This window comes from Pontibacter rufus (genome assembly GCF_015694705.1).
Lineage (GTDB): Bacteria > Bacteroidota > Bacteroidia > Cytophagales > Hymenobacteraceae > Pontibacter > Pontibacter rufus.
On the sequence record NZ_JADQDR010000003.1, the window covers coordinates 1 to 24,937 of the forward strand.

The following is a 24,937-nucleotide window of genomic DNA, read 5'->3' on the forward strand; positions in this document are numbered from 1 at the left end:
TGCCTTTATCTCCTTCCTGCTAAATAGATTAAAGCCCTCTAAAGCAAGAAATTGAAAAATTTCAAAACATACTCTAAGTAATGCAACTTAAATTCAATTGTACCGGAAGGTATAAGAACGGCAGCAAAGTAAAACTTTAGCGGGATGCAGAATTGTGTTAGAAGTATAAAGCATGATATATATCACTTTTTTACACTATGATGTTTGAAAGAAAATGCTAATTAATAAAAACCTTTTTTAACATGGTTATTTCATATTTTTAATTCTATAAATGCTTATTCAGCTTACAAAAGTACATTTAATCTTTCCCTACATATTGCGCATAAAATAATATTATACAGGGCATTGCAATTGATTAATTTATCTTCATACATTTGCTTGCAAAATTGTAAAGTATAGTAAAACTTATACCAATCCAGATCTTTATGAACACCATTACTATGCCTCTTGCCAGAAGAGGGGATGCATGGGGTATGCCTTCTTTGAACCGCATCTGAAGAAGTTGCTCTTGAGCTTTGTTTTACCTCAAAAAGATGAAGCTGTAGCACGAATCACTCCATCTGTATTTCTCTATACCTAATATCTTCAATTTTATTTTTACTTGTTTATTTATGAATTCAATTTTACAAGGGTCTTACAGTAAACGACTCCTGAGGAAAACCAAGGATTGCGTGAGCTGTTCACGTAACCGAAGCCAGAAGCCTCCACGCTGGCTGTACCTGATCGGGTGTAGTCTGATACTGGCTATTCTTCCACGGCTCACTTTTGCTCAAGCCACGCAAAAATGGGTAGCTGTTTACAATGAACAGTCTGCACAGCAGGCTTATGGCAGAAAGGTGGTCACGGATGTTGCCGGAAACATTTATGTTGGCGGCAACAGGAACAGCAGCACGGGCAATGATTTTTTACTGATCAAGTACAATGCGGCTGGCGAGCAGCAGTGGAAAGCAGTGTATGATGGAGGAGCAAACGATGATTTGACAGATCTCAAAATTGATGCCGCCGGAAATTTATACGCTAGTGGAAACTCAAATAATGGGACAAACGGCAATGACTATGTCACTGTGAAGTATAACACCAACGGCGAGCAGCAGTGGGTGGCCCGCTATAATGGGACCAATACCACCAACAGCTATGACAACGTCACGGCTATGGCTGTGGATGCAGCTGGCAACGTGTACGTAACGGGCCAGTCGATGAGCGAGACAAGCAACAACTACGACTATGCTACAGTGAAGTATAACACCAATGGCGAGCAGCAGTGGGTAGCCCGCTATAGTGGGACTAATGCCACAAACAGCTATGATTATGCAACTGCTATGGCTGTGGATGCAGCTGGCAACGTGTACGTAACAGGCCAGTCGATGAGTGAGACAAGCAACAACTACGACTATGCTACAGTGAAGTATAACACCAGTGGCGAACAGCAGTGGATAGCCCGCTATAGTGGGACTAATGCCACCAATAGCTATGATTATGCAACCGCTATGGCTGTGGATGCGCAGGGCAACGTGTACGTAACAGGGCGGTCGATGAGTGAGACAAGCAACAACTACGACTATGCTACAGTGAAGTATAACACCAATGGCGAACAGCAGTGGGTGGCTCGCTATAGTGGGACTAATGCCACCAATAGCTACGACTATGCCACGGCCATGGCCGTGGACGCGGCCGGCAACGTGTACGTGACAGGCCAGTCGATGAGCGCGACGAACAACGACTACGACTACGCCACAGTGAAGTATAACACCAGTGGCGAGCAGCAGTGGGTGGCCCGCTACGGCGGCAACAACACCACCAACTACAACAATGACAACGCTAGAGCGGTAGCCGTGGACGCGGCCGGCAATGTGTACGTGACGGGGCAGTCAACGAGCGAGTCCAACACCACCGACGAGATGATGATGTACAACAACTACGATTACGCTACGGTGAAGTACAATACCATAGGCGAACAGCAGTGGGTGGCCCGCTACAGCGGCAACAACGCTAGTGACAACAGCTACGACTATGCCATGGCCATTGCCGTGGACGCGGCTGGTAATGCGATTGTTACTGGTCAATCTTACAACGGCACAAAATATGAGATTGCTACGATTAAGTACAGTTCTAGTATTGCTACAGTCATCAGCAGCAGTGCTCCCAATCTTACCAATGCATCTCCGCTTCCTATCGCGATAGACTTTGCGAGAGACGTCACTGGTTTTACACTATCTGATGTGGTGGCAGCAGGAGGAACTGTAGCGAATTTCTCCGGAAGCGGAAGCCACTATACCCTGGAAGTGACGCCAACGGCCGACGGAGAAGTAACAGTGAATGTGGCAGAGGGTGTTGCGGTAGATGAACTGGAGATTGAGAATGCACAAGCACAACAGTTCTCCATTATATATGATCATACGGCCCCAGTTGGCCCGGTTATCGCCTCTATTTCGGACGATACAGGCATCAGCAACTCAGACAAAGCCACCTCCGACAACACGCTTATGCTTGCCGGTACCGCCGAGCCAAACACAACGGTTACAGTAAGTGAGACCACACAGGGAGAGGTTGGCGCTACTAAAGCAGATGCCGCAGGTAATTGGGCCTTTGATTACCAAACCGTTGAACTGCCGGAAAGCACCTATACCCTAACCGCCACTGCTACCGACGCTGCCGGAAACACCGGAAACGCAAGCGCTGAATTTGTCATCACGGTGGATCAGACAGCTCCAACTGTGGCTTTGCAATCTGATGTAGCTATGCAGGCAAATGCTCCTTTCCAACTGAGTGCCGTTTTTAGCGAGCCAGTATACACGTTAACAGCCGCCTCCTTTGAGGTGCAAAACGCGGCTGTATCGGATGTCGCATCAGCAGATGGGCTAACTTATACAGCCACTGTTTCCCCAACCGCCGATGGCCCGGTAAGTATAAAACTGCCTGCCGTCGTGGTATCAGATTTGGCTGGAAACACTAACACAGTTTCAAATACTATCGAAACCACCTTTGACGCGACCCGTCCTTCTGTGGCGATCTCGTCGGCTGCCTCCGACATTGTAAAAGCACCTTTCAATATCCAAATCTCCTTTAGCGAGCCGGTAGATGGTTTTGAGGCGGCTGATGTAACGGTTGAAAACGGCAGCCTGAAAGATCTGGCGACAGAAGACCATAAGCTTTACACCGCTGTGGTAGAGCCAACTGCTGACGGTATGGTCACTATAAATGTAGCTGAAGACCTGGCAGCCGATGCCGCCACCAACGGCAACACCGCTTCTAACATCCTCACGCGCATCTATGATGTCACCCTGCCAACTGTGGTGGTGGCAACGGAAGCGACGGAAAAGCTAAATAACAGTTTTGACGTGAGCGTTACCTTCTCGGAAGGCGTAACAGGCTTCTTGGCGGAAGATTTGACAGTAACCAATGCGCGTCTTTCCACCTATCCGCAAACAGATAGCAAAGTGTATACTTTCCGCCTCACCCCAACCGCAGACGGCGAAGTGAGCGTGGCGGTGCCAGCCGATGTGGCGCAGGATTTAGCCGCCAACGGGAACGAGGCATCGAATAAACTTGTACGCCTGTACGATGCCACGAGACCGGCTGTAACACTCACCACCTCAGCTCCTAACCCGACCAACGCCGCTATTCCGGTTACAGTTGAGTTTTCGGAACCAGTGTCCGGGCTAGCTGTGGAAGGTTTTGCGGTAACCAACGGTACAGCTGCAGGTTTTGAAGTGGTGAGCGACACGAAGTATACAGCCGTTGTAACGCCTGCTGCGGATGGCCAGGTAAGCATAGCCCTTGCGGCCAGTGCAGCTGCCGACGCTGCCACAAACGGAAACACGGCATCTAACGAACTGCAACTGGTGTACGATGCCACAGCCCCTGCTGGTTATGCCATCGCTTTTGGCCCGGAGCGCGTGGATGTGGCCAATCAAAACGCCACGTCTGCCAGTATAACCGGAGCCGAAACAGGAACTACCTATACTTATAGCATCACCAGCGAGAACGGCGGTATGCCAGTAACAGGAACAGCCGTCGTGCAGCACGCGGGTTTTGACCTGACAGCGCTGGACCTCAGCGGCCTGAACGACGGTACCCTGACAGCTACTTTATACCTGACAGACGCTGCCGGAAACAAAGGTGGCGAGGCAACAACACAGGTGCTGAAAGTAACCCGCAACATTGTAGCTGTGGCAACACCAGCTGTGATTAATGTACCGATCAGAACAACCTATGCCAACGTGCCGCTTCCTGCTACAGTGGAGGTAACGTACGCCACAGGCGAGAAGGCGCAGATAGGCGTGACCTGGAGCCCGGGCAACTACAATGGCCTGATAGCCGGACCTTACGCACTGACCGGTGAACTGGTGCTTGCCCCAATGACCACGAACTACGAGGGCCATAAAGCAGCTGTAACCGTAGAAGTGCAGCCGAACAAGGTGCCGACCGCTCTTGCCTTCAGCGCCACCACCTTTAAGCCGGAGGCCGCTGCCGATGATGTGCTCGGTATGCTGACTACCACCGATGAGGACGATAACGAATTTGTGTATGAGCTGGCCAGCGGCCAGGGCGACACCAACAACAACCTGTTCGAGGTGAGAGGAGACGAAGTATACCTGAAGTCCAACAGCGGCTTGTCCGGTATGATTTCATTCACAATCCGCGTGCGCAGCACCGATCCCTACCTCAACACCATCGAGAAGAGCTTTACGCTGACCAAGGAGCTGTATGCGAAGGCGGAGGCCCAGCTGAAAATTGTTAACGCTTTCTCTCCGGACGGCGACGGCATTAACGACACCTGGACCATACCGGAGCTGCGCTTCTACAACCACGTGGAGATTGAAGTATACGACCGCTCCGGCGTGCGCCTGTTCCATACCACCAAGCCTGAGGAAGGGTGGAACGGCAAAGACACCAACGGCCTGGTGCGCCAGGGAGGCTTCCTCTACATCGTGCAGGTGAAGGATATTAATATGGTGAAGAAAGGTGTAGTAACAGTTCTTAAGAAGTAATCAAAATGAAAAAGTATATTATAGCAATCGCTGCCATTATTGCTGCACTGGGGGCACAAGCCCAGAGCAGAAAACACATCGCTAACTTCTCGCTGTTTCAGCAGTACTATAACCCGGCCCTGACGGGGTACGAGGGGTCGATGGTGAAGACGTTTTACCGCAACCAGTGGACAGGCTTTGAGGACGCGCCAAAAACCATCTTCGCCTCAGGCGAACTGGACCTGGCTGACCTGGCCGCCTGGAAACACGACGACGTGCTGAAGTCGCGGCAGGAGAACGGCTACAGTCGTGAGTCGGTGGGCAAACACGCCTTTGGTTTGGCCATACTGCATGATCAGTTCGGCCCCTTTGGCGAAAGCCAGGTGTTTTTGAGCTACGGCTCCCGTGTGCGCCTGAGCGAGGGCACCAGCCTGCGCTGGGGCTCTGCACTTACCTACAGTGCCACCCGTCTCGACGGCAGCCGCCTGACTGTAGACCAGGAGAACGATTCGCAGTACCAAGACGTACTGGCAGGCAACAGCCGCTTCAGCAAGCTGGACCTGAACCTGGGCTTGATGCTGACCGGGGAGAAGTTCTACGCGGGCTACGCGATGCAGGGCATCACGCAGGGCAGCCTGGTGACCACCGGCGACGATTACCTGAACGACACCTACACGCGTCTGCACGTGGTGCAGGCCGGTTACCGCACCGCACTCACCGAACAGGTGGGCCTGGTAGTGAACGGCATCTACCAGTACGACGATAAGCTGAAGGAAACGATGGAGGGGCAGGTGAAGGCCGTGTACCAGAACATGTTCTGGATTGGCGGCGGCTACCGCAAAGATCTGGCCTATACCGTGAACGCGGGTGTGCGCCTGAGCCAGTTGAAGCTGGGCTACGTGTACGAGACGCCGACCGACGATGCCAACTCCATCAACCAGAGCACCAACGAGATTATGCTAACTTACAACCTGGTGGCGATGAAGTTCCCGAAACTGAGCAGACACGTGACCATCTGGTAACCTGAAAAGACAATATCCCATGAAAAGACATATTTATACCATTGCCTTTTTCCTGACGCTGGCAAGTGCGGCGCAGGCCCAGACACCGATAAAGCAAACGCACGAGCAAGTGGCTGACGTGCTGCTCTTCGGCGACGATTTGCTGCTCTCGACGAAGAAGGAGGCCGACGGCCAGTACATTTACGTGGAGCGGCGCGGCAGCCTGGGCGAGCCGCAGAAAGAGCCCGCTCTGAATGCCGGCCATACCAACACCATGATTGGCAGCAACCCGGCGGCGCAGGAGCTGTATGTGTACCAGAAGAACAGCCGCAATGACGAGAAGATAGTGGTATATGCGTACCGCAACGGCGCTTTTGAAAAGACAGAGGAGCGCCCGCTGCCCCGCATGCACAACAACTCTTATAACCTGGGCCTCTTTCTGAACGAGAGCAAAAGTGATTTATACTTGTCGGGAGAGCTGGGCAAGAGCCACGGCTACGACGACATCTACCGTAGCACCTGGCAGGGCGGCCGCTGGAGCAAGCTGAAGAACCTGGGCAAGCAGGTGAACACGAAGCAGCCGGAGTTTGCGCCTTACGTTACTGGCGACTCCCTGTACTTCTCACGCAGGCAGGATGAGGCGGCCTATGTATACGTTCTTCCACTAAAGGACGGCGAGGCTGCCGGAGAGGCCACGAAGCTGGGCGAGCCGGTGAATACGGCAAGTGCCTTCAACGCCTACTACCGCAAAGCAGGTGACCGCGAAACCTGGATTTCGGCGGCAGGCAAAGCCGACGAGCCGGTGCTGACGGCTTATGTAACAGAAGCGCCCGCACCGCCGGTGGCCGTGGCCGAGCAACCGAAGCCGTTGGCGGAAGCGCCTGTGATAGTAGCGCCCGCGCCTGCCCCGGCCGTGCGCCGCACCGCCGACCTGCAGCTGGGTTACGGCTTCAACGAGGTATTCCTGAAGCCCGGAGAACTGAAGGTGCTGCAGCGCTACCTGGCTAAGCAACCTTCCGGCGCAACCTTCACCGTTACCGGCTACTCCGATGCCCGCGGCACCGCGCAAGCAAAGCAGCAGGTGAGTCGCCGCCGCGCCGCCTACATCAAGTGGTACATCGACAAATATTACAGCGCCAAAGGCTTCACTGTGCGCACCGACCACGTGGTGGAGGCCGGTACCGGCCCCGACAGCCGCAAATCAGAGCTGCTCAAGGCACAGTAACTCAGTATAAAGTAAAAGAAAGAAAGGCTGCCGGATTGTTCCGGCAACCTTTCTTTCTTTTACTTTATACTGGTGACAATGATGGTCTCCTTCCGGATGGCAGTTAGAAACAGGCCGGTGACGCAAGGTTTGCTGTTTCACTCTGACCGGGGCGTGCAGTACTGCAGTCAGCGAACATCTTCTTAAGCCGGGCGTTCTCCTCCAGTTCCTTTAGCCGCTTTGCTTCAGAGATGTACATGCTGCCATACCGGATCTTCCACCGGTAGAAAGTGGCCCGGCTGACCTCTAGCTCCCGGTAAATATCCTCTGCCTTCCTGCCTCCCTCGTGCTCTTTGAGGGCCCTAATGATCTGGCTTTCGGTGAATAGTGTCTTCTTCCTCTTATCAGTTTAAATGTATAACTTTTTGTCTGCTTTTAAACCGTCTCAATTTTAGGGATACTTACACCTCTTTAGCAGCCTTTTCATAAATTCTTGCCTATAAACTTCAATCCTAATTAATGTACATCAGTAGGTTTGCAAGATGTTTTCATGCCCCCTTGTCGCTCCCTTGCTTTATACCATACCTGCTCTGCCTCATACTTGTTTACCAGTTATTTCTCCGGCAGAATAACCTTTTTTGCGTGCATACAGTAATTAATCAAACATGGCAATAATATCATATAAAAGGCTGGCTATACTTGCCAAAGGGTGCCTGCACCATTCCAGCTTATACTTTAACCTATAAAACTATGAAAAACATTAGACCATATTTAATGACCCTGCTGGTGCTGCTGACCTTTACCATGAGCAGTTGCGAAGTTGTCGGCGATATTTTTGAAGCCGGTATGTGGACAGCCCTCATCGTTATCGTGCTGGTTATACTGCTAATCGTCTGGATCTTCCGTAAATTTACGCGGTAGTCTGCAAATAATACAACCAGGTATAAACAGAAACAGGGGAGCCGCGGCTCCCCTGTTTCTGTTTATACTATATCACAATAAGGCTATCTCGATCGTTTCGGCATAGTGCCCATGATATAGTCCCACAGTGGCGACGATACCCCATACGCGGCATTCGGGTCTTTGTAGTGGTGAATGCTGTGATGAATCCAGAGCGTTTTCAGGAAGTTCTTAGGCGGTGCATACGCATGCACGGCATAGTGCACAAACAAATAGAGCGCATAGCCAAACAACATGCCGGCTACAATGCCAAACACGAAGTTGCCAAAAACCAGTTTGAAAACAAAGAAGAGGAACGAGGCAATAAACACGCTCACAATAGGCGGCATGGCCAGGCGCTCCTTGTCTTTGGGGTATTCGTGGTGATTGCCATGAAAGGTGTACTGAATACGTGCCTTTGTAGGCGTGTCAGTGCTCATATGGAATAGATAGCGGTGCGCCAGGTATTCGAGCAGGGTGAAAGCAAACCACCCGGCCAGAAAAAGGCCCACAGCCTCCAGCACGCTGATAAAGCTGTGCGTGATGCCATAGTAAATCAGCCCTGCCGAGATAACAACAAAAATCGAGATAGGCAGGCCACTGTTGGTTCTGGTTAATTTTTCGAGCAGCGGATTTTCAAAAATCTGTGCTTTCCCTTTATGGTTTGGTTTCATAGGTGTTCCTTTCTGCTTCTTTCAGCTGCAAAAGTACTTAAAAAAATTATTTGAACTACCGGTACAGATGTATAACGCACCCCTTTATACATGGTTGAGCAATACTTCTAAAGCTCTGGCAGTATAAGGCGGCTGTGCCAGCTGATAGGTGGCCTGCTTATAAAACTGCCGGCGTACCGCTAATGTTTTGCTTAAGAAAGATTTAAGTTCGGCAGCCGTTTTACCGGCCAGCAGCGGCCGCGCCTGCAGGTCAGATTGCAGGAGCCGTTGGGCCAGTTCCGCTACTGGTACATCCAGAAAAAAACTTTTCCCATGCCGGTTGATAAAGGCCATGTTGTCGAAAAAGCAGGGAGCGCCGCCGCCAGTAGCTACCACGGCCTGCTGGTGTTCCTGCACCAGCGCCTCCAGCGCCTCTCGCTCCAGTATACGGAACCGCTCCTGCCCCTGCTCCTCAAACAGTTGCGCAATACTTTTACCCGCTCTCCCTTCGATATAGGTATCCAAATCTATAAAGGTGTAGCCCAGCCGGCCGGCCAGTTGCCGCCCCAGCGTGGTTTTGCCACTGCCCATCATACCGATTAAAAAGAGTAGCATCTTTTTTGAATTAAGAATTGTGATTCGTTTATCGTGCTTCGAAAAGCGGGAGGAGACTACTTTGTCCTTTCAAAGTTTTACCGGGTCCCGAAATTTTCATCCAAACGATAAACGACCATTAAAGCAAACCCTTCACCTCCTCCATGTCCGGCGTGTCGTTGTGGTGCCACTTGCCTTTTACGGTGCCGTTTTGCAGCAGCACCAGGCCGGGGTTGGAACGGATAATGGTTTTGAGCACCGTGCCGTCGCCGTAGTAGTAAGGGGCAGCCAGGTTTACCTCGTGGCGGAACATCTCAAAATCCTGTCCGCTGCTGCTGGTCACCACTATCGGCTGAATGCCGTTCTGTTCCGCCGCCTGCACCAGTTTGTTTATACTTTCAATATCCTCGCGGTCGGCTGTAGCTACGCTCTGCACAATAATCAGCAGCTTGTTTCCTGTAAAAATCTCCTGCGTAAAATCGCCTTCATCGTTCCATACATTAAAGTCCGTGATTTTGGGCCCATCTTCGGGGTTGATGGCAATCATCTCCTTGAATTTATAGCTCTCGTCGGTCGGGTATACTTCAAACTCCTGCTCTTCGCCGTTTTTCAGCATTACGTACTTGTAGCGCAGCGGCGCCGCAGGTTTCATGAGCGCCTGGATGTTATTACCTATTTTATAAGGACGGAAGTCGATAAAGGGCAGGTGCTCGTAGGCATACCAGCCGATGCCCACCGATAGTATAGCTGCGAACGCTGTAACTGCCGCGCCTGTTCGGGGGCGGGTAAGCGGCGGCAGATAACGCTGTGTAAACAGCAGCACCACAATCATCACCAGCAATATCAAATCTTTGGTAAACGATTGCCACGGCGTAAGTTTAATGGCATCGCCGAAGCAGCCGCAGTCTGTTACTTTGTTGAAGTAGGCCGAGTAAAAGGTAAGAAAGGTGAAAAATACAATCAGCACCAGCAACGCTGTCAGTATGCTTTTAAGCCGCCAGCGCAGCAGCAGCGCCACCCCCAGCGCGATCTCCAGCGAGCTCAGAAAAATAGACAGGAAAAGCGCCAGTGGCCGTAAGGACAGGAAGAAAGGCGCGAAATCTACGGCAAATACTTCAAAATATTCGTCCAGCTTGATGGCGGTGCCCACGGGGTCATTGATTTTAATCAGTCCCGAAAAGATGAACAGCACGCCCACAAAAAGCCAGCAGAATTTACTTATAAATCTCATTCTTTTGAGTTAAGGTGAGTTAAAGAATTATAATATTAATTAGTTGAGAGTTGAAGTATAAAACTTACATCTCCCTGAATACCTGCAGGTGGTTTTTAGTCTATAACTATACTTGCCTCTGGCAAAAACAGACACTCGCAGGAGCTGCGCACGCTGCAAGGTCTTTATACTTATTCCTGCGCAAAGCCCGATAAAATCAGGGCGAAAACAGCATAATTCAGCATGTCGCGGTAGTTGGCTTCCACGCCTTCAGATATCAGCGTCTGGCCTTCGTTGTCTTCTATCTGTTTGGTCCGGTACAGCTTCATCAGGATGATATCGGTAATGGAGCTCACGCGCATGTCGCGCCAGGCTTCGCCGTAATCGTGGTTTTTAGCTTGCAGCAGCTTGCTGTTCTCTTCGATATGGTGCGTGTACTGGCGCTCCACTTCCTCCGCCGATAGGCTCATCGGCGCGTCAGCAGGCAGGCTGAGCTGCATCAGCGCAATAACGCAGTAGTTGATAATACCCACAAACTCGCCGTTGATATCGTCTGCTACCAACTGTTTACCCTTCTCCTGGATAGAACGGATACGCTGCGCTTTGATAAAAATCTGATCAGTAATGGAAGGCAGCCGCAGCACGCGCCAGGCGGTGCCGTAATCCCTCGTTTTTTTCACAAACGTATCCTTACAGCGCTCTATTACCCGATTATATTCCTGCAGTGTTTGACTAATCAATTTTTTAGGTTTAATTTTAAAGACAATTGATCCGGATACCAACATTGGAAGCGAAAGATACGCTTTTTAGCAAAAAAACCACGCTCAACTGCCGCGGAAAAATCCTGCAGCTGGATACGCCAAAGGCGATGGGCATCCTGAACCTGACACCTGATTCCTTTTACGCCGGAAGCCGCCTGCGTTCTGCGGACGAGGCAGTAAAAAGAGCGGAGACAATGCTGCTGGATGGCGCTGATGTGCTGGATATTGGCGGTTATTCCAGCCGGCCCGGTGCCGTCGATGTGCCGGTACAGGAGGAGCTAGCACGGGTGATACCCGCCATAGCGGCTATTGTAAAAGCTTTTCCGGATGCTATACTTTCGGTGGATACTTTCCGGGCGGAGGTCGCAGAAGCTGCGATTGAAGCTGGCGCTGCCATTGTCAACGATATTTCGGGCGGGCTGCTGGACGAGGCGATGTTCGAAACAGTGGCGCGGCTGCAGGTGCCCTATATCCTGATGCACATGCGCGACACACCGCAAACCATGGCAGACATGGCTAAGTATGCGGATGTGGGGACAGAAGTGCTGGACGAACTGCAGATGCAGGTGGCTAAGCTGCGGCAACTGGGCGTAAAAGATATTATACTTGATCCGGGCTTTGGATTTGCCAAAACCATAAACCATAATTTTGAGTTACTTAACCGGCTGAGCGAGCTGCGTATATTTGGCTTGCCCATACTGGCCGGGCTGTCGCGCAAATCCATGGCCTATAAATTCTTGGGCATCGATCAGGCAGAGGCACTGCCCGGCACCATCGCACTTAACACCATGGCGTTGCTGCAAGGCGCCGCCATTTTACGGGTGCATGACGTAAAAGAAACAAAACAGACCATAGAACTTTACAAGAAAACAACACTTTGATATTCTTATTTAACGTAGGGTTTTTAGAAATAGGATTTCAGGACATCATCGACGTCCTGCTCGTAACTGTGCTGCTCTACCAGTTGTACAAGCTCCTGAACGGCAGCGTGGCATTAAAGATTTTCCTGGGCCTGCTCTCTATTTACCTGCTGTACCTGGTGGTGCGCGCGGCAGGCATGGAACTGCTCACCATTATACTTGGGCAGTTTATGGGCGTGGGCGTGCTGGCGGCCATTATCCTGTTTCAGCCCGAAATACGCCGTTTTCTGCTGCTGATAGGCAAAACCACCGCCTTTAACAACGAACGCTTTTTCCGTAGCTTTCCGTGGCGCCGCGAGCAGGGCGAGAAGATAAGCCTCACGCCTTTTATCGAGGCTGCCAAGTCGCTGGCCGGCAAGAACACGGGTGCCTTGATTGTATTTGCCAAAAGCTCCGAGCTGAAATATTATGCCGAGTCGGGCGATTTGATTGACGCCATCATTTCGAAGCGCCTGCTCATGTCCATCTTCAACAAAAACAGCCCACTGCACGACGGGGCCGTTATTATCTCGAACAACCGCATCAAAGCGGCCCGCTGCATTTTGCCTGTCACCGAAAACAACGATGTGCCTGCTTCGATGGGCCTGCGCCACCGCGCTGCTATCGGTTTAACGGAGGTAACGGACGGCGTGGTGCTGGTGGTTTCGGAAGAAACAGGGCAAATAGCTTTGGTGCGCAACGGCGAAGTATTCCGTAATCTTTCTTCCGCCGACCTCCGCCTCAAGCTCAACCAGTTCCTGTTCGACACCGATCAGAAACCGGCCATCTCACCTGCAGACAAGACAATCAGTGCCGTTTAGGACAGGCCGTGTTGTTATTGCGCAGAAGTAGAAATCCGGGGATAGGTATCGGGACAGAGCCTGCTGTTTCACGCTCTTTATGTATGCAGGTTTGACTGTAAACTATACAGCAGGCAGATTAGTATACCGCATCTTCGGATTTATACATCCTCAAACCTACTTAATCTTCCCGTCTTTTCCAGGCAAACCAGTAAATAGCAGGGCCCACCACGGGTACAATCCAGAGCACCATCATCCACGTCAGGCGCTTGTTTAAGTTATAATGCGACTTAAAAATGAGATGATAGAGGCTGTATACCACCACCAGGTAGTTTATAATGATGAGCCAGAAAACAACAGGGTTGTGATTGAATAGATTCATGCGTTATGTATACTTTCTTAAAATATCCCCTTACAAGGTTACCAGCCACAACATCTCTTCCGGATACAACTGCCAGTGCATTATCCTGTTCTTGCTAACGTTCCGCCGTTACCGATGTTCCAACAAGGTATAAAAAGAAAACCATTCCTGCAGCAGCGGAATGGTTTTCTATGTTTTTTATTCAGACTCAAGCTCACTTCAGCACACCCAGTTCTCTACCTACTTCGGTAAAGGCGGCGATGGCCTGGTCAATATGTTCTTTGTCGTGCACGGCCGAGAGTTGTACCCGGATGCGCGCCTGCCCTTTTGCCACCACCGGATAGTAAAACCCAATCACGTAGATGCCTCTGTCGAGCATGCGGGCAGCAAACTCCTGCGCCAGCGGCGCATCGTAGAGCATCACCGGCACAATGGGGTGGTCGCCGGGCTTGATGTCGAAACCGGCCTCAGTAATTTTTTCGCGGAAGTACCTGGTGTTCCACTCCAGTTTGTCGCGCAGTTCGGTGGTGGCACTCAGCAAATCCAGCACCATAATAGACGCGCCCACAATAGATGGTGCCAGGGAGTTAGAGAACAGGTATGGCCGCGAACGCTGGCGCAGCATGTCGATAATCTCTTTGCGGCCGGACGTGAAACCGCCCATTGCGCCGCCCAGCGCCTTGCCCAACGTGCCGGTAATAATATCGACTTTGCCCATTACGTGGTGATACTCGTGGGTGCCACGGCCGGTTTTACCCATAAAACCGGAAGCGTGCGAGTCGTCTACCAGCAGCACGGCATTATACTTCTCAGCCAGTTCCACAATTTTATCCAGCTGCGCGATGGTACCGTCCATCGAGAAAGCGCCGTCGGTAACAATAACGCGGTGTTTGGCATTTTGCGATTCCTGCAGTTTTGCTTCCAGATCAGCCATGTTATTGTGCTTGTAGCGGAAGCGCTGCGCTTTGCACAAGCGGATGCCGTCGATAATGGACGCATGATTCAGTTCATCTGAAATAATGGCCGATTGGGCATCAAACAAAGGCTCAAACACGCCACCATTGGCATCGAAGGCAGCTGCATAAAGTATAGTATCTTCAGTGCCCAAAAATTCAGAAAGTTTGCGCTCCAGCTCTTTGTGGATATCCTGCGTGCCGCAGATAAAACGCACCGAGCTCATGCCATAGCCGTGCGTGTCGATGGCTTGTTTGGCCGCCTCAATTACGCGCGGGTGCGCCGAGAGGCCCAGGTAGTTATTCGCGCAGAAATTGAGGACGTGGGGCTGCAGCGTGGTGCCGATATCTGCTCCCTGGGGTGTGGTGATGATGCGCTCTTTTTTATACAGGCCCGCCTCCTGAATTTCGGCAAGCTGTTGTTCTAAGTCTGGTTTTAAGGTTCCGTACATGGTTCGTTTGTCGTATCTCGTTTATCGTTGTTCGTGTTTCGCTTTAATTTTAAGTACAGAGAAAAGATTACTCTTATACTTTGGGTATCACTAATTCAATATAATTAGCTCATCACACAATCTTATACCTGAGAGGTCTTTTGTCTTGATACTTGTGTCCTCTTACTTGCTTAATAAATTAAGGTCAGACGCTTGTTGCATCGCCGGTTTCATCGGGTTTCGGCGGCGGGCGGCGCATTACAGGCCTTGGCCGCGGTGGTTTTATACTTTCGGGAGCCTCCTGTGTTGGCGGCTCCGGCGCTGTTGAATTTTCCTCATCAGGAGGAGGCACTGCAGGCGTCGGGCGCTTCATAACAGGGCGGGGACGCGGTGGTTTTGGCTTTTGTTCCTCTACCGGGTTTGGGGCCGGAGTATCCGTTTGCTCCGTCTTTTCTGCTTCAGCCTGCGGCGCATCGGTTGCAGGCTTTTGCAAGGCTGCAGGTCTTTTTATCACGGGCCGTGGCCGGGGAGGTTTTGGGGCTTCCGCCGCTTCTGCCTGGCCTGACGGGGCAGGTGTTGCTACTTCGTCAGGCTGCTTTTCCACTGGTTTTTGCAATGCTGCGGGCCGTTTGATAACAGGCCGGGGGCGCACAGGTTTGGCTTCTCCTGCCTCAGATGGTACTTCGGCAGCTTGCGCCGGTTGATTTGTCGTTTCTTCCGGCGCCGCTTCGGGTTTAGGTATAACCGGCCGCCTGATAACGGGGCGTGGCCGTGCAGCCGCCGGCTGTTCCTGATTTTCTGTTGCTTTCTCCGCAGCCTCCTCATCCGCAGCGCCTGGCTTTGGCGGCACAACAGGGCGGCGCACTGCCGGCCATGGCCTGGCATCTGGCGGTGCTGCTTCGGATGTTTCCTGTGGAACAACGGGTTGTGCCGGAACTTCCGGGGGAGTTGCCGGTGCGCTTGCAGCCGGCTTTGGCGCGGCCCGCCGGGTGGCGGCCGGTTTTGGAGCCGATGCAGCATTGGCTGGCGCAGGTTTCGGCACTTCGTCCTCTGCCAGATGATACCGCAGACGCACGTTGTTGAGCACCATCTTCACGGAAATATAAAAGCTGTTGGGGTGCATTTGTGCGTACATCTGCTCCCATACTGCATATTGCGCAGGCTCTGCCGCCTCAAAAGCTGCCCTGTTTATCCGTTTCTTCGTCAGGTATTCTTCAAACGTCATGCTGTATATATAATAAAGCCGGGTTTATAAAGCGGCTATTATACCAGAATTCCGCTTCCCGTTTTACAAATATAAGAAAATCAGCCTTGGTGTTATCATGCTTCCAATCCTCTAAAGTACCGCTTGCCTTTGTATTCCCGCAAATAAGCATTATTTAATTTGATGAAAACGTTTGCGTAAAAACAAGCATTTTCGTTTGCCTCAAAATAGCGTACTTTGCGCAACGATTTACAGGTAATAATGGCAAACACAAGTGACACGGTATTGGTAATTGGCGCGTGCGGGCAATTGGGCTCAGAACTCACCCTGGCACTACGGAACATGTATGGCGGCGCGAATGTAGTGGCGGCAGATGTTGCAGTCCCTAAACAAGCCGATTTACGCGATTCCGGCCCTTTTGAAAAAGTAGATGTGCTGGATGCTAACGTGCTGGCAGGCCTGGCTGCGAAGTATAAATTCAAGCAGATTTATCATCTGGCTGCAGTGCTCTCGGCTACCGGCGAAAAGAACCCCAAGTTTGCCTGGCGCCTGAACATGGAAGGCCTTTTCAACGTGCTGGATCTGGCGCTGGAACATAATGTTTCTAAAGTATACTGGCCCAGTTCTATTGCCGTTTTTGGCCCGAACACGCCGCGCCAAAACACACCGCAGCATACCGTTATGGACCCAAATACCGTGTACGGCATCAGCAAACAGGCTGGTGAGCGCTGGTGCGAATATTATTTTGAGAAGTATGGCCTGGATGTGCGCAGCCTCCGTTACCCCGGCCTGGTTGGCTACAAAGCCCTGCCCGGCGGCGGCACCACTGATTATGCCGTTGATATTTACCACAAAGCACTGGAGGGAGAAAAGTATGAATGCTTTCTGAGTGAAAACACCTACCTGCCGATGATGTACATGCCCGATGCCCTGAAAGCAACCCTGGACTTGATGCATGCGCCTGCGGAACAGGTGAAGGTACGCAGCTCTTACAACCTAAGCGCCATGAGCTTCTCTCCGAAAGAAATAGCCGCTTCCATTCAAAAGCATCTGCCTGGTTTTGAAATTGCGTACCGGCCGGACGCCCGCCAGCAGATTGCCGATTCTTGGCCCCAAAGTATAGATGACAGCGCCGCCCGCCAGGATTGGGGATGGCAACCCGCCTACACGCTGGATACCATGACACAGGATATGCTCGTAAACCTTAAAAAGCTGAAGGAAGCGCACGCTGTTTAAAGTATAAATGGAGTCAATAAAGGACGAACCCAGAGGCAGGTATGTATAATCTTAAGATTAACATGGCTTTGCACTAAGATAAATGCAGCATTACAAGACTGCTTTACTATATGGCAGAAACGGTATAACCTTCTCCTCCAAAGCAAGTTTATACTTTAGCTAAGTATAAACTGCCATGATTGTAAATGCCACCCCCGAAGGCTGGGAAATTATTTACCAACAGGCGCACGGGATATTGGCGGCGCAGCTGGCTTTCTATCTGCAGCCCGCATTGCAATGTCCGCACTGGCCGGAAACCATTGTTGCCATAGCCAACCACGACAACCGGCAGAAAACCTGGCAGGGCCGGGACGGCCTGACGCCTGCCGGTGCCCCGGCCGACTTTACATTGCTCCCCGTTACGCTGGCACAGGCCAAAGCCCTCATGCATGCGGTCCGTTTTCAGAGCCGGTGGGTGGCACTGCTTACCTCCATGCACATGAGCTACCTTTATGAGGGGCAGCAGGGCCAAAGCAAAGACATCGATGCTTTTGTGCGGGAACAGCAGGAGCTGCAACATAATCTGCGCCAGCACCTCGGCATCAGCAAAGAAGCAGCAGCCAAAGCCTACGCCGTGATGCAGTGGTGCGACCGGCTGTCGCTTATACTTTGCCGCAACGAACTGCCTGCCGGCGAACGCCACCTGGAAATAAGCGCCGGCCCTGACGGGGAAGTATACTTTGTAAAGCAGCGGCCGGATGAATCTTTGCACGTGGAACCCTGGCCTTTTGCCCAACCGCAACTGGAGGTGCAAACAGAATACCGGATTCTGGAGCAGTTGCAGTTTAAAGACGATGCCGAACTGGCGGAGGCGCTGCACCAGACAGCGGTAAAGTATAAAAAGTGGCTTTTCAGAAAGAAATAGAATCTGCTTACAACCGCCGGGGCAGCCTGCCTTCGCATAGCAGTATAGCCAGCGCTGCTTGTTACCATATGATAAAGCAGTCTTTTTCCGAAATGCAAATATTTTGGTATAACCCTTGCCTGTGATAGCTGGAATGGAAAAGCCGTCGTAACTTGCGTCGCCATTTTTTATACTTTATACATCCCTCTAAGCGTGAGAAAGTTAAATATATACTACCTCCTTTTTATACTATTTTTTTCTGCCGGAGTATTTGCACTGCCAGGTTGTTCCAGCACAGAAAAACTGAATGCGGCAGCGCCTGTTGCGGCCACCACCGCGCCGGCTTATCAGCCCAGCCTTTCTTCTATAACGGTGCCTGTGTCGGTGCCGGTTGCCGCCATTGAGCAGCGCCTGAACCAGGAACGGCAGGGTGTGCTTTACAAAGACGATAAACTGGAAGGCGACAATGTAGCCATAACGGTTACTAAAAACGGCCTGATGCGCGTACAGGCCGACAAAGACAAAATATACTTCAGCGTGCCGCTGCACATCTACGCCAAGGGCCGCTGGAAGTGGGACCCTTGCAAGCTCTGCCCGGCCATCGACAAAACCGAGAACACCAGTTTTGACATGGTAATCAAAACGGAAAGCAAAGCCAGCCTGACGGAAGATTATAAAATCAACACCGTAACCAGCGGCGACTTTGAATGGGGCGATACCAAACCTACGCTGCAGTTAGGCCCGCTCACGATTGGCCTGGCCCGCTTTGTGGAGCCTGCCATGCGCAGCCAGATGGACAAACTTACCAAACAACTGGACCAGGAACTGCAAAATCGTCTGAATATCCGCCAGTATGTAGCGCAGGCATGGCTGATGATGCAGGAGCCCGTAAAATTGGACAATGACATGAACGCTTGGCTGACCATTGTGCCGAAGCAGGTGCGTATGACGCCGCTGCAGGCCCGTAACGGTAACCTGAGCACCCGCATCGGCATCTCATCTTACATCGCTGTCACAACCAACGGCAAACCCGACATCCAAATAAATAGAAACCTGCCGAAGCTAATCGTGGACAACCGCCTGAGCGACGACATCCGGATTGGGCTTACTGCCAATATACCCTACGAGCATGCCAGCAAACTGCTGCAAGCCCAGGTGACCGGGCAAACTTATACCTTCGACGATGGCAAAAGCCAGCTGACCATAAACGATGCGGCTATAGCCCCCGGCGGCGAGCAACTGGTGCTGATGCTGGATGTGAACGGCAAAACCAAAGCCGGGCTGTTTACCAAGAAGATTGTTGGCAAAGTATACCTGCGCGGCACGCCTTACTACGACCCCGAAACAGCTTCCATCAAAGTGCGCGATATAGACTATGACCTCGACACAAAAGACAAGCTGCTGAACACGGCCAGTTGGCTGGCCAAAAATAAGTTTACGGACATGATACAGGAGCAGGTAAGTTTTCCGGTGCAAAGCCAGCTAAACGATGCCAAAAAGATGCTGCAGGCCACCCTCGATCAGCAGGGCCGCGTAAACGAGTCGCTGTTGCTGAAAGGTAAAATTCAGGAAATCACACCAGACAACATTTACCTGACGCCCGAAGGTATAAAAGCCGTAGTAAACGCTACCGGAAGGCTAAGCGCTACGGTAGATAAGCTATAGCTTGGCATCGGATAAGGGATTATTTTTTGACAAAGGACAAAAGAAGCAGGAAAAAGATAAAAGGCAGAAGAGCTTTGCCCTCGCTCACCTCTGAGCGGGGGCAGTATAATTGTATACTTATCGGATTTCCGCAAACCTGCCGTCGCCTAAGTCTTTATTCCTTTGTCAAAAAACCCTTTGTCCAATTTACAGTTTTTCTACCGGCGTGGGACTGTTGAAAACGGCATCGGGCACAGAGGCCGGCGCTGCAATGTGGGTGATCTTGAATTCGCCTTCAGGGTTGCTGCGGTCGCCGGCCAGTTTTATACTTCCATAATCTTTGTAATCGCTCCAGCGGCGGGTAAAACCAGGCTCGGCATCGGCAGTATCCTTAAAGTAGGCCCATTGGGTTATCAGCCCTTTGTCTTTATCTACCCATAGCTTATACTTGTTCTGCGGCGTCAGGCCTACGCTGTCGAAGGTCATCTCCAGCACATCGGCCGGTGCGCCGTCCATGGTTTGGTCTTCGCCCAGGTATGCCAGGTGCACACCGTCGTCTTGTAGCTTAAAGGGCATCACCAGCCAGTAAGCGTTGTTTATCCAGCGGGCATAAGTCTGGTCCAGCAGTTCCTGCTTCTTCGCCGGATCCTGGAGTTCCTGCCCGGCTACGTATACTTTGCCCTCTTTTGTGTCTGTGTCGATAATGGCCACCAGGCTGTCCATCTCCCACCGGAATTTATCCTCCTGCTTATCCCAGATTTGATACTGGTCGTGAAAAGTCCAGGCAAGGTAGCGGGTATCATCCCAGCCTTGCCGGCCGCCCATGTTATCTATTACCTTGTCAGCAATTGCCTCGGCCTTGTTGTCGGTTGCCGGGCTCTGGCACTTTACCAGCGGCAACACCGCCAGACAGAGCAAAATCATCAAAACAGGACGCCTTTTCATATATCACTTCTAAGTTTCAGGAGGACAGCAATATACAAATATCTACGACTAATTCACCAACCGGAGCGCAGGCAAACGACAGGTAATTTTAACCAAGCGCCAAAACAGCCGTATCAAAACTGCAGATAAATATAAACACCACACAAACCAGCTATGGCCAAATTTACTATAAAAGAAGTCTTTCCTTTGCTTAAAACATCCGTCAGCGGATTCACAGACGGCAACGCCCTGAGTCTGGCAGCTGCGCTGGCTTTTAATGCTATTTTCTCCATTCCACCACTACTCATCATTATTATACGCGCGGCCGGGGTTTTCTTTGGCAATGAGGTGGTGTCCGGCAAGCTGGCCGATCAGCTATCTACGGCTATTGGCGCAGGGGCGGCCGAGGGCATACAGGACATCCTCAAAAATGCCAAGTTCAGCGGCGCGGGCGGCATTGCTTTCTGGATTGGCCTGGGCACATTGATATTTGCCGCCACCACTTTTTTTGCCACGCTGCAGCAGTCCCTCAATTCTATGTGGAACCTGAAGGTGAAGCCTTCCAACAGCATCCTATACATGCTCCGGGAGCGCGTTTTCTCTTTTGGTATTATCCTGAGTATTGCGCTGCTCCTGCTGGTTTCGTTCGTTATCAGCGCTGCCATTTCTATCCTGAGCGGCTACCTGACCAGGTTTATCCCGGATGCGGCGGTGTGGGTTATCAAACTGGTCGATTTTGTGGTGTCTTTTGGGCTCATTACAATACTTTTCGGACTTATTTTCAAGTACCTGCCCGATGCCATTATCCGCTGGAAAGACACCCTGATTGGCGCCGGCGTAACAGCCTTGCTGTTCACAGTAGGTAAATTTCTGATCAGTTGGTACATCGGCACCAGCGACCCGGGCTCAGCCTATGGCGCAGCAGGCTCCGTTATTATTATCCTTATCTGGATTTATTATTCTTCGATGATCGTGCTTTTTGGCGCGGAGTTCACGCAGCAATACGCTGACAGGTTCGGGCAGCATGTACGGCCTAAACTGCATGCCGTATTTGTAGAAGAGTGCGAAGTAACAGAGGATAACGACGATATTGCCAAAGGCCGTCCCAAACCCAAAGGAAGGTTTAATAAAGAGTGATTTTAGTGCTGGAATACGTAGCACGACAGCAAGTATAAAAGTATAGGTCCGGCTCCCGCTTGTAACTGTGGGAACCGGACCTATACTTTATGCAGTGTATTAAAACCGAAAATCGTGATACGTAAATTTACGCTGGTTGCTGCTGTTTTACAGCTAACTGCCCACAGGCGGCGTCGATGTCTTTGCCACGGCTGCGGCGTACATTTACCTGCACGCCCCGATCGGCGAGGTAGTAAATAAAGTCCTGCCAGCGTTCGTCGTTCGTGTTCTGGAAGTCGGCATTCTCAATCGGGTTATACTCAATCAGGTTGATTTTGCAGGGTATAACTTTGGAGAAGCGGAGCAATTCTTCGGCGTCCTGCAGCGTATCGTTGAAGTTCTCGAACACAATGTACTCATATGTTACCCTGCGGCCCGTTACCTGGTGGTAGTGTTTCAGGGCATCGATGATTGCCTCCAGCGAGTTGGTTTCGTTGATGGGCATAATCTGGTTGCGCTTTTCGTCGTTGGCTGCGTGCAGCGACAACGCCAGGTTGGCTTTTACGCCATCATCCGCCATCTTCTTAATCATCTTGGCAATGCCCGCCGTGCTCACCGTTATGCGCCGCGCCGCCATACCTAACCCGTCGTGGGCCGTAATGCGCTCGATGCTCTTCATTACGTTGGCATAGTTCAGCATCGGCTCCCCCATACCCATGTACACAATGTTGGAAAGCGGCTCGCCATACTGCTTTATACTTTGCTCATTGATGCGCACCACCTGATCGTAGATTTCGGAGGCATCCAGGTTGCGGATACGGTCCATGTAGCCCGTGGCACAAAACTTACAGGTAAGCGAACAACCCACCTGACTGCTTACGCAGGCCGTTTTGCGTTCGTTGTGCGGTATCAGCACGCCTTCCACAATGTTGTTGTCGTGCAGCCTGAAAGCAGATTTTATCGTTCCGTCAGAACTCAGCTGCTGGGTAGCGACCTGCACCGCGTTAATGGCAAAGTGCTGCTCCAGTTTTTCGCGCAGGGCCAGGCTTACGTTGTTCATTTCTGCAAACGACTGTGCCGCGTGCTTCCAGAGCCATTCGTAAATCTGTTTGGCCCGGAATGGTTTTTCGCCCTGCGCCACCAGCCAGGCTTTCAGGTCATCCGGCGTCAGCTTCCGGATGTCCTTTTTATCGATGATATCTATATCTGCAATCAAATTCATATTGCAAAATTACAAAATTCCGCCCGTTTTAGTTTCAATCTTTGCCTTTACTTCGCCGGGCAGCGATACAAGCTTGCGGGCCTTATAATCAAAGCACAGCATCCCTGTTTTCGCCCGCGCCACTTCTTTGCCATCCTGGTTTAGCACCTGATACGTAATATCGAAGCCATACCTGCTGAAATCATCAAATGCCATTTTTACAGTAAGGATGTCGCCATAAAAGCTTTCGCCTTTGTACGCGATGGCCACATCAGCCATAATCAGGCCCACGCCGCCAAACGCCAGTTCGCTGTAACCGAAGTGGCGAAGCAACTGTATGCGCGCCTCATGCAGGATGGAAAGCAGGGCATCGTTGCCCAGGTGCGCGCCATAGTTCAGGTCGGTAATGCGGACGGGAATGGTTGCCTCAAATTGGGTATAAGCAGGTATGGCTACGTGTATGCGGGGCATTTTATTTTTGTTTGTTAATTGTTGCTAAACAGTGATTTAATTGCTGAATGGTTGTCAAATAAGAGTATTTAAGAATTATTCAGCAATTTAACCATTAAACAATTTAACAATCAACAATTAACCTGTTGCAGACAGGCCATAAGTGTGCTTACATTTGTAGAGTAATACAAAAAGATGCACCTCGAAATACGACAGACCAAAGACGGCTCCAACACCCTTTATGTACCGGAGCTAAACGAGCATTATCATTCGGTGCATGGAGCCCTGCAGGAGTCGCAGCATGTGTTTATCCAACACGGGCTGGCGCATGTGCTGGAGTCCAGGAAAGACATAAAAATTCTGGAGGTCGGATTCGGCACCGGGCTCAATGCCATACTTACTTTTCCGTTTGCGCTGGCCCGGAAAGCCTTTATCCAGTACGATACGCTGGAGAAATACCCTTTGGCGCAGGAAGTGGTGGCCCAACTGAACTACGACCAGCTTATACTTAACCCCGAGCTGTACGATGTTTTCCTGCAAATGCACCAGGCGCCCTGGAACCAGCCGGTAAGCCTTATCCCCTATTTCACGTTGCAGAAAATCCATGAAACGCTTGAAGAATTCTGCCCGCCCAACGCTTACTACGACCTGGTATACTTTGATGCTTTTGCCCCCGATAAGCAGCCTGAACTCTGGGCCGACGAAGTGTTTGCCAAACTGTTCAGGGCTGTGCGGCCGGGCGGCGTGCTGGTAACATATTGCGCCAAAGGCTCTTTTAAGCGAAGCCTCAAAGCGGCCGGTTTTGAAACAGAGGCATTGCCGGGACCTCCCGGAAAGCGCGAAATGACGCGCGGCACTAAGCCATTTGTGGCAGCATAATATAAACAAGGCCGGCACAGGTATACGTCAGCCGCGTTATAGACAGCGACAGAACTTATCGGGGAATTAATCAAACCACCCCCTGACCTCCCAAACAGGCTCTCCTTTAAAAAGGCTACGATTAGGGCACAAATCCATGTCTGCTTCAAGTCTGTGATCTGGGGCTTGCTTTGTAGCCAGTTTGCAAAGGTGTAAGTATGAATCCGGTTTAAAATAACTTACGCCTTTGCAAACTGGCCGCATTTACACCACAAGATAGAAAATGCGGTATAAAATTTATTTTTCCATTTTGTGTCCTAATTGCAGCCTTTTTAAAGGAGGGAAATTTAATGTATATTTTTAGGGGAAGCCTTTCCAACAAGTTGTGCCACCATCTATACTTGACTGTAGGCCAACACCGGATTATTATACTCCAGCATAATAACTGCTAAACATATTACGCAATTATAATTGCACCTTCCGGCCTAGCAAGTATAATCCTGTTGAAATCTTGTTTTTGTCTGGTTTCATGGTGAATATTGCTATAAAACCTTTAGAGCAAGTATAAATTGCACTTTTTATTTAATCTATCGCTTGTTTTATAAAATAAAATTGTAACTTTCCGCACAAATAAACCCATTAACC

21 protein-coding genes and 1 pseudogene are annotated in these 24,937 nt (G+C 50.9%); 11 read left to right on the forward strand and 11 right to left on the reverse strand.

Going from position 1 to position 24,937, the window contains the following annotated elements; translation table 11 throughout:
* The first annotated feature begins 671 nt into the window (after positions 1 to 671).
* Genes I2I11_RS06145 through I2I11_RS06155 form a run of 3 tightly spaced genes read left to right on the forward strand, consistent with a single transcriptional unit; the run spans position 672 to position 7,196 of the window.
* Positions 672 to 4,991: an Ig-like domain-containing protein gene (locus tag I2I11_RS06145; protein ID WP_196266812.1), complete on the forward strand. Its 4,320-nt coding sequence runs from the start codon at positions 672 to 674 to the stop codon at positions 4,989 to 4,991.
* A 5-nt stretch (positions 4,992 to 4,996) separates the two neighbouring features.
* Positions 4,997 to 5,992 (forward strand): PorP/SprF family type IX secretion system membrane protein, encoded by a 996-nt coding sequence (locus I2I11_RS06150; RefSeq protein WP_196266813.1) that lies wholly within the window; start codon positions 4,997 to 4,999, stop codon positions 5,990 to 5,992.
* Positions 5,993 to 6,011: 19 nt separating this feature from the next.
* Positions 6,012 to 7,196 (forward strand): OmpA family protein, encoded by a 1,185-nt coding sequence (locus I2I11_RS06155; RefSeq protein WP_196266814.1) that lies wholly within the window; start codon positions 6,012 to 6,014, stop codon positions 7,194 to 7,196.
* A 103-nt stretch (positions 7,197 to 7,299) separates the two neighbouring features.
* Here I2I11_RS06155 and I2I11_RS06160 read toward each other — a convergent pair.
* Positions 7,300 to 7,563: pseudogene (locus tag I2I11_RS06160) on the reverse strand (transposase); the annotation flags it as partial.
* A 362-nt stretch (positions 7,564 to 7,925) separates the two neighbouring features.
* Here I2I11_RS06160 and I2I11_RS06165 point away from each other — a divergent pair.
* Complete coding sequence (locus I2I11_RS06165) at positions 7,926 to 8,096, forward strand: hypothetical protein (protein WP_196266815.1); 171 nt, start codon at positions 7,926 to 7,928, stop codon at positions 8,094 to 8,096.
* 83 nt (positions 8,097 to 8,179) lie between these two features.
* Here the strand turns inward: I2I11_RS06165 and I2I11_RS06170 are convergent, their stop codons facing one another.
* The 4 genes from I2I11_RS06170 to I2I11_RS06185 form a co-directional block, all read right to left on the reverse strand.
* Entirely contained in the window at positions 8,180 to 8,788 is a 609-nt protein-coding gene (locus I2I11_RS06170; protein WP_196266816.1) for a sterol desaturase family protein, read from the reverse strand.
* A gap of 84 nt (positions 8,789 to 8,872) precedes the next feature.
* A complete protein-coding gene (locus I2I11_RS06175; protein ID WP_196266817.1) occupies positions 8,873 to 9,382 on the reverse strand; it encodes a shikimate kinase in 510 nt (169 codons plus the stop codon).
* Between the two features lie 118 nt (positions 9,383 to 9,500).
* The gene (locus I2I11_RS06180; RefSeq protein WP_196266818.1) at positions 9,501 to 10,592 is read right to left on the reverse strand and encodes a BT_3928 family protein; all 1,092 of its coding nucleotides are present in this window, start codon (positions 10,590 to 10,592) and stop codon (positions 9,501 to 9,503) included.
* 170 nt (positions 10,593 to 10,762) lie between these two features.
* Positions 10,763 to 11,311: a DUF1599 domain-containing protein gene (locus I2I11_RS06185; RefSeq protein ID WP_196266819.1), complete on the reverse strand. Its 549-nt coding sequence runs from the start codon at positions 11,309 to 11,311 to the stop codon at positions 10,763 to 10,765.
* A 44-nt stretch (positions 11,312 to 11,355) separates the two neighbouring features.
* On the opposite strand from I2I11_RS06185, the gene folP reads away from it, so the two are divergent.
* Complete coding sequence (folP, locus tag I2I11_RS06190; protein WP_196266820.1) at positions 11,356 to 12,213, forward strand: dihydropteroate synthase; 858 nt, start codon at positions 11,356 to 11,358, stop codon at positions 12,211 to 12,213.
* Positions 12,210 to 13,052: a diadenylate cyclase CdaA gene (gene cdaA / locus I2I11_RS06195; RefSeq protein ID WP_196266821.1), complete on the forward strand. Its 843-nt coding sequence runs from the start codon at positions 12,210 to 12,212 to the stop codon at positions 13,050 to 13,052. The genes folP and cdaA overlap by 4 nt, the downstream gene beginning before the upstream one ends.
* A 160-nt stretch (positions 13,053 to 13,212) precedes the next feature.
* Here the strand turns inward: cdaA and I2I11_RS06200 are convergent, their stop codons facing one another.
* The 3 genes from I2I11_RS06200 to I2I11_RS06210 form a co-directional block, all read right to left on the reverse strand.
* Complete coding sequence (locus I2I11_RS06200; RefSeq protein ID WP_196266822.1) at positions 13,213 to 13,413, reverse strand: PLDc N-terminal domain-containing protein; 201 nt, start codon at positions 13,411 to 13,413, stop codon at positions 13,213 to 13,215.
* A 193-nt stretch (positions 13,414 to 13,606) separates the two neighbouring features.
* Positions 13,607 to 14,797, reverse strand: coding sequence for a glycine C-acetyltransferase (gene kbl / locus I2I11_RS06205; protein WP_196266823.1), 1,191 nt, complete (start codon positions 14,795 to 14,797; stop codon positions 13,607 to 13,609).
* 184 nt (positions 14,798 to 14,981) lie between these two features.
* Positions 14,982 to 16,001 (reverse strand): hypothetical protein, encoded by a 1,020-nt coding sequence (locus I2I11_RS06210; RefSeq protein WP_196266824.1) that lies wholly within the window; start codon positions 15,999 to 16,001, stop codon positions 14,982 to 14,984.
* 240 nt (positions 16,002 to 16,241) lie between these two features.
* Here I2I11_RS06210 and I2I11_RS06215 point away from each other — a divergent pair, with 240 nt between their 5' ends.
* The 3 genes from I2I11_RS06215 to I2I11_RS06225 all read left to right on the forward strand — a co-directional run bounded on the left by I2I11_RS06215 (position 16,242) and on the right by I2I11_RS06225 (position 19,764).
* Entirely contained in the window at positions 16,242 to 17,216 is a 975-nt protein-coding gene (locus tag I2I11_RS06215) for an NAD-dependent epimerase/dehydratase family protein (protein WP_196266825.1), read from the forward strand.
* Positions 17,217 to 17,391: 175 nt separating this feature from the next.
* Entirely contained in the window at positions 17,392 to 18,120 is a 729-nt protein-coding gene (locus I2I11_RS06220) for a DUF3891 family protein (RefSeq protein WP_196266826.1), read from the forward strand.
* 192 nt (positions 18,121 to 18,312) lie between these two features.
* A complete protein-coding gene (locus I2I11_RS06225) occupies positions 18,313 to 19,764 on the forward strand; it encodes a DUF4403 family protein (RefSeq protein WP_196266827.1) in 1,452 nt (483 codons plus the stop codon).
* 186 nt (positions 19,765 to 19,950) lie between these two features.
* Here I2I11_RS06225 and I2I11_RS06230 read toward each other — a convergent pair whose 3' ends face one another.
* Positions 19,951 to 20,688: a hypothetical protein gene (locus I2I11_RS06230; RefSeq protein ID WP_196266828.1), complete on the reverse strand. Its 738-nt coding sequence runs from the start codon at positions 20,686 to 20,688 to the stop codon at positions 19,951 to 19,953.
* Between the two features lie 153 nt (positions 20,689 to 20,841).
* Between I2I11_RS06230 and I2I11_RS06235 the strand changes: the two genes are divergently transcribed.
* Entirely contained in the window at positions 20,842 to 21,804 is a 963-nt protein-coding gene (locus I2I11_RS06235; RefSeq protein ID WP_196266829.1) for a YihY/virulence factor BrkB family protein, read from the forward strand.
* 127 nt (positions 21,805 to 21,931) lie between these two features.
* Here the strand turns inward: I2I11_RS06235 and rlmN are convergent, their stop codons facing one another.
* Together rlmN and I2I11_RS06245 are read right to left on the reverse strand one after the other, a co-directional pair.
* A complete protein-coding gene (gene rlmN, locus I2I11_RS06240) occupies positions 21,932 to 23,005 on the reverse strand; it encodes a dual-specificity RNA methyltransferase RlmN (RefSeq protein WP_196266830.1) in 1,074 nt (357 codons plus the stop codon).
* 9 nt (positions 23,006 to 23,014) lie between these two features.
* Positions 23,015 to 23,455, reverse strand: a complete 441-nt coding sequence (locus I2I11_RS06245; RefSeq protein WP_196266831.1) for an acyl-CoA thioesterase — start codon at positions 23,453 to 23,455, stop codon at positions 23,015 to 23,017.
* 174 nt (positions 23,456 to 23,629) lie between these two features.
* On the opposite strand from I2I11_RS06245, the gene mnmC2 reads away from it, so the two are divergent.
* Positions 23,630 to 24,313, forward strand: a complete 684-nt coding sequence (gene mnmC2 / locus I2I11_RS06250) for a tRNA (5-methylaminomethyl-2-thiouridine)(34)-methyltransferase MnmC2 (RefSeq protein ID WP_196266832.1) — start codon at positions 23,630 to 23,632, stop codon at positions 24,311 to 24,313.
* The last annotated feature ends 624 nt before the right edge of the window (positions 24,314 to 24,937 follow it).

What these genes read in the sequence shown, in the direction of transcription:
- I2I11_RS06150 (WP_196266813.1), top strand. Translation starts at nt 4,997, where the DNA reads ATGAAAAAGTATATTATAGCAATCGCTGCCATTATTGCTGCACTGGGG.
- I2I11_RS06155 (WP_196266814.1), top strand. Translation starts at nt 6,012, where the DNA reads ATGAAAAGACATATTTATACCATTGCCTTTTTCCTGACGCTGGCAAGT.
- I2I11_RS06165 (WP_196266815.1), top strand. Translation starts at nt 7,926, where the DNA reads ATGAAAAACATTAGACCATATTTAATGACCCTGCTGGTGCTGCTGACC.
- I2I11_RS06170 (WP_196266816.1), bottom strand. Translation starts at nt 8,788, where the DNA reads ATGAAACCAAACCATAAAGGGAAAGCACAGATTTTTGAAAATCCGCTG.
- I2I11_RS06175 (WP_196266817.1), bottom strand. Translation starts at nt 9,382, where the DNA reads ATGCTACTCTTTTTAATCGGTATGATGGGCAGTGGCAAAACCACGCTG.
- I2I11_RS06180 (WP_196266818.1), bottom strand. Translation starts at nt 10,592, where the DNA reads ATGAGATTTATAAGTAAATTCTGCTGGCTTTTTGTGGGCGTGCTGTTC.
- I2I11_RS06200 (WP_196266822.1), bottom strand. Translation starts at nt 13,413, where the DNA reads ATGAATCTATTCAATCACAACCCTGTTGTTTTCTGGCTCATCATTATA.
- kbl (WP_196266823.1), bottom strand. Translation starts at nt 14,797, where the DNA reads ATGTACGGAACCTTAAAACCAGACTTAGAACAACAGCTTGCCGAAATT.
- I2I11_RS06210 (WP_196266824.1), bottom strand. Translation starts at nt 16,001, where the DNA reads ATGACGTTTGAAGAATACCTGACGAAGAAACGGATAAACAGGGCAGCT.
- I2I11_RS06215 (WP_196266825.1), top strand. Translation starts at nt 16,242, where the DNA reads ATGGCAAACACAAGTGACACGGTATTGGTAATTGGCGCGTGCGGGCAA.
- I2I11_RS06220 (WP_196266826.1), top strand. Translation starts at nt 17,392, where the DNA reads ATGATTGTAAATGCCACCCCCGAAGGCTGGGAAATTATTTACCAACAG.
- I2I11_RS06230 (WP_196266828.1), bottom strand. Translation starts at nt 20,688, where the DNA reads ATGAAAAGGCGTCCTGTTTTGATGATTTTGCTCTGTCTGGCGGTGTTG.
- I2I11_RS06235 (WP_196266829.1), top strand. Translation starts at nt 20,842, where the DNA reads ATGGCCAAATTTACTATAAAAGAAGTCTTTCCTTTGCTTAAAACATCC.
- rlmN (WP_196266830.1), bottom strand. Translation starts at nt 23,005, where the DNA reads ATGAATTTGATTGCAGATATAGATATCATCGATAAAAAGGACATCCGG.
- I2I11_RS06245 (WP_196266831.1), bottom strand. Translation starts at nt 23,455, where the DNA reads ATGCCCCGCATACACGTAGCCATACCTGCTTATACCCAATTTGAGGCA.
- mnmC2 (WP_196266832.1), top strand. Translation starts at nt 23,630, where the DNA reads ATGCACCTCGAAATACGACAGACCAAAGACGGCTCCAACACCCTTTAT.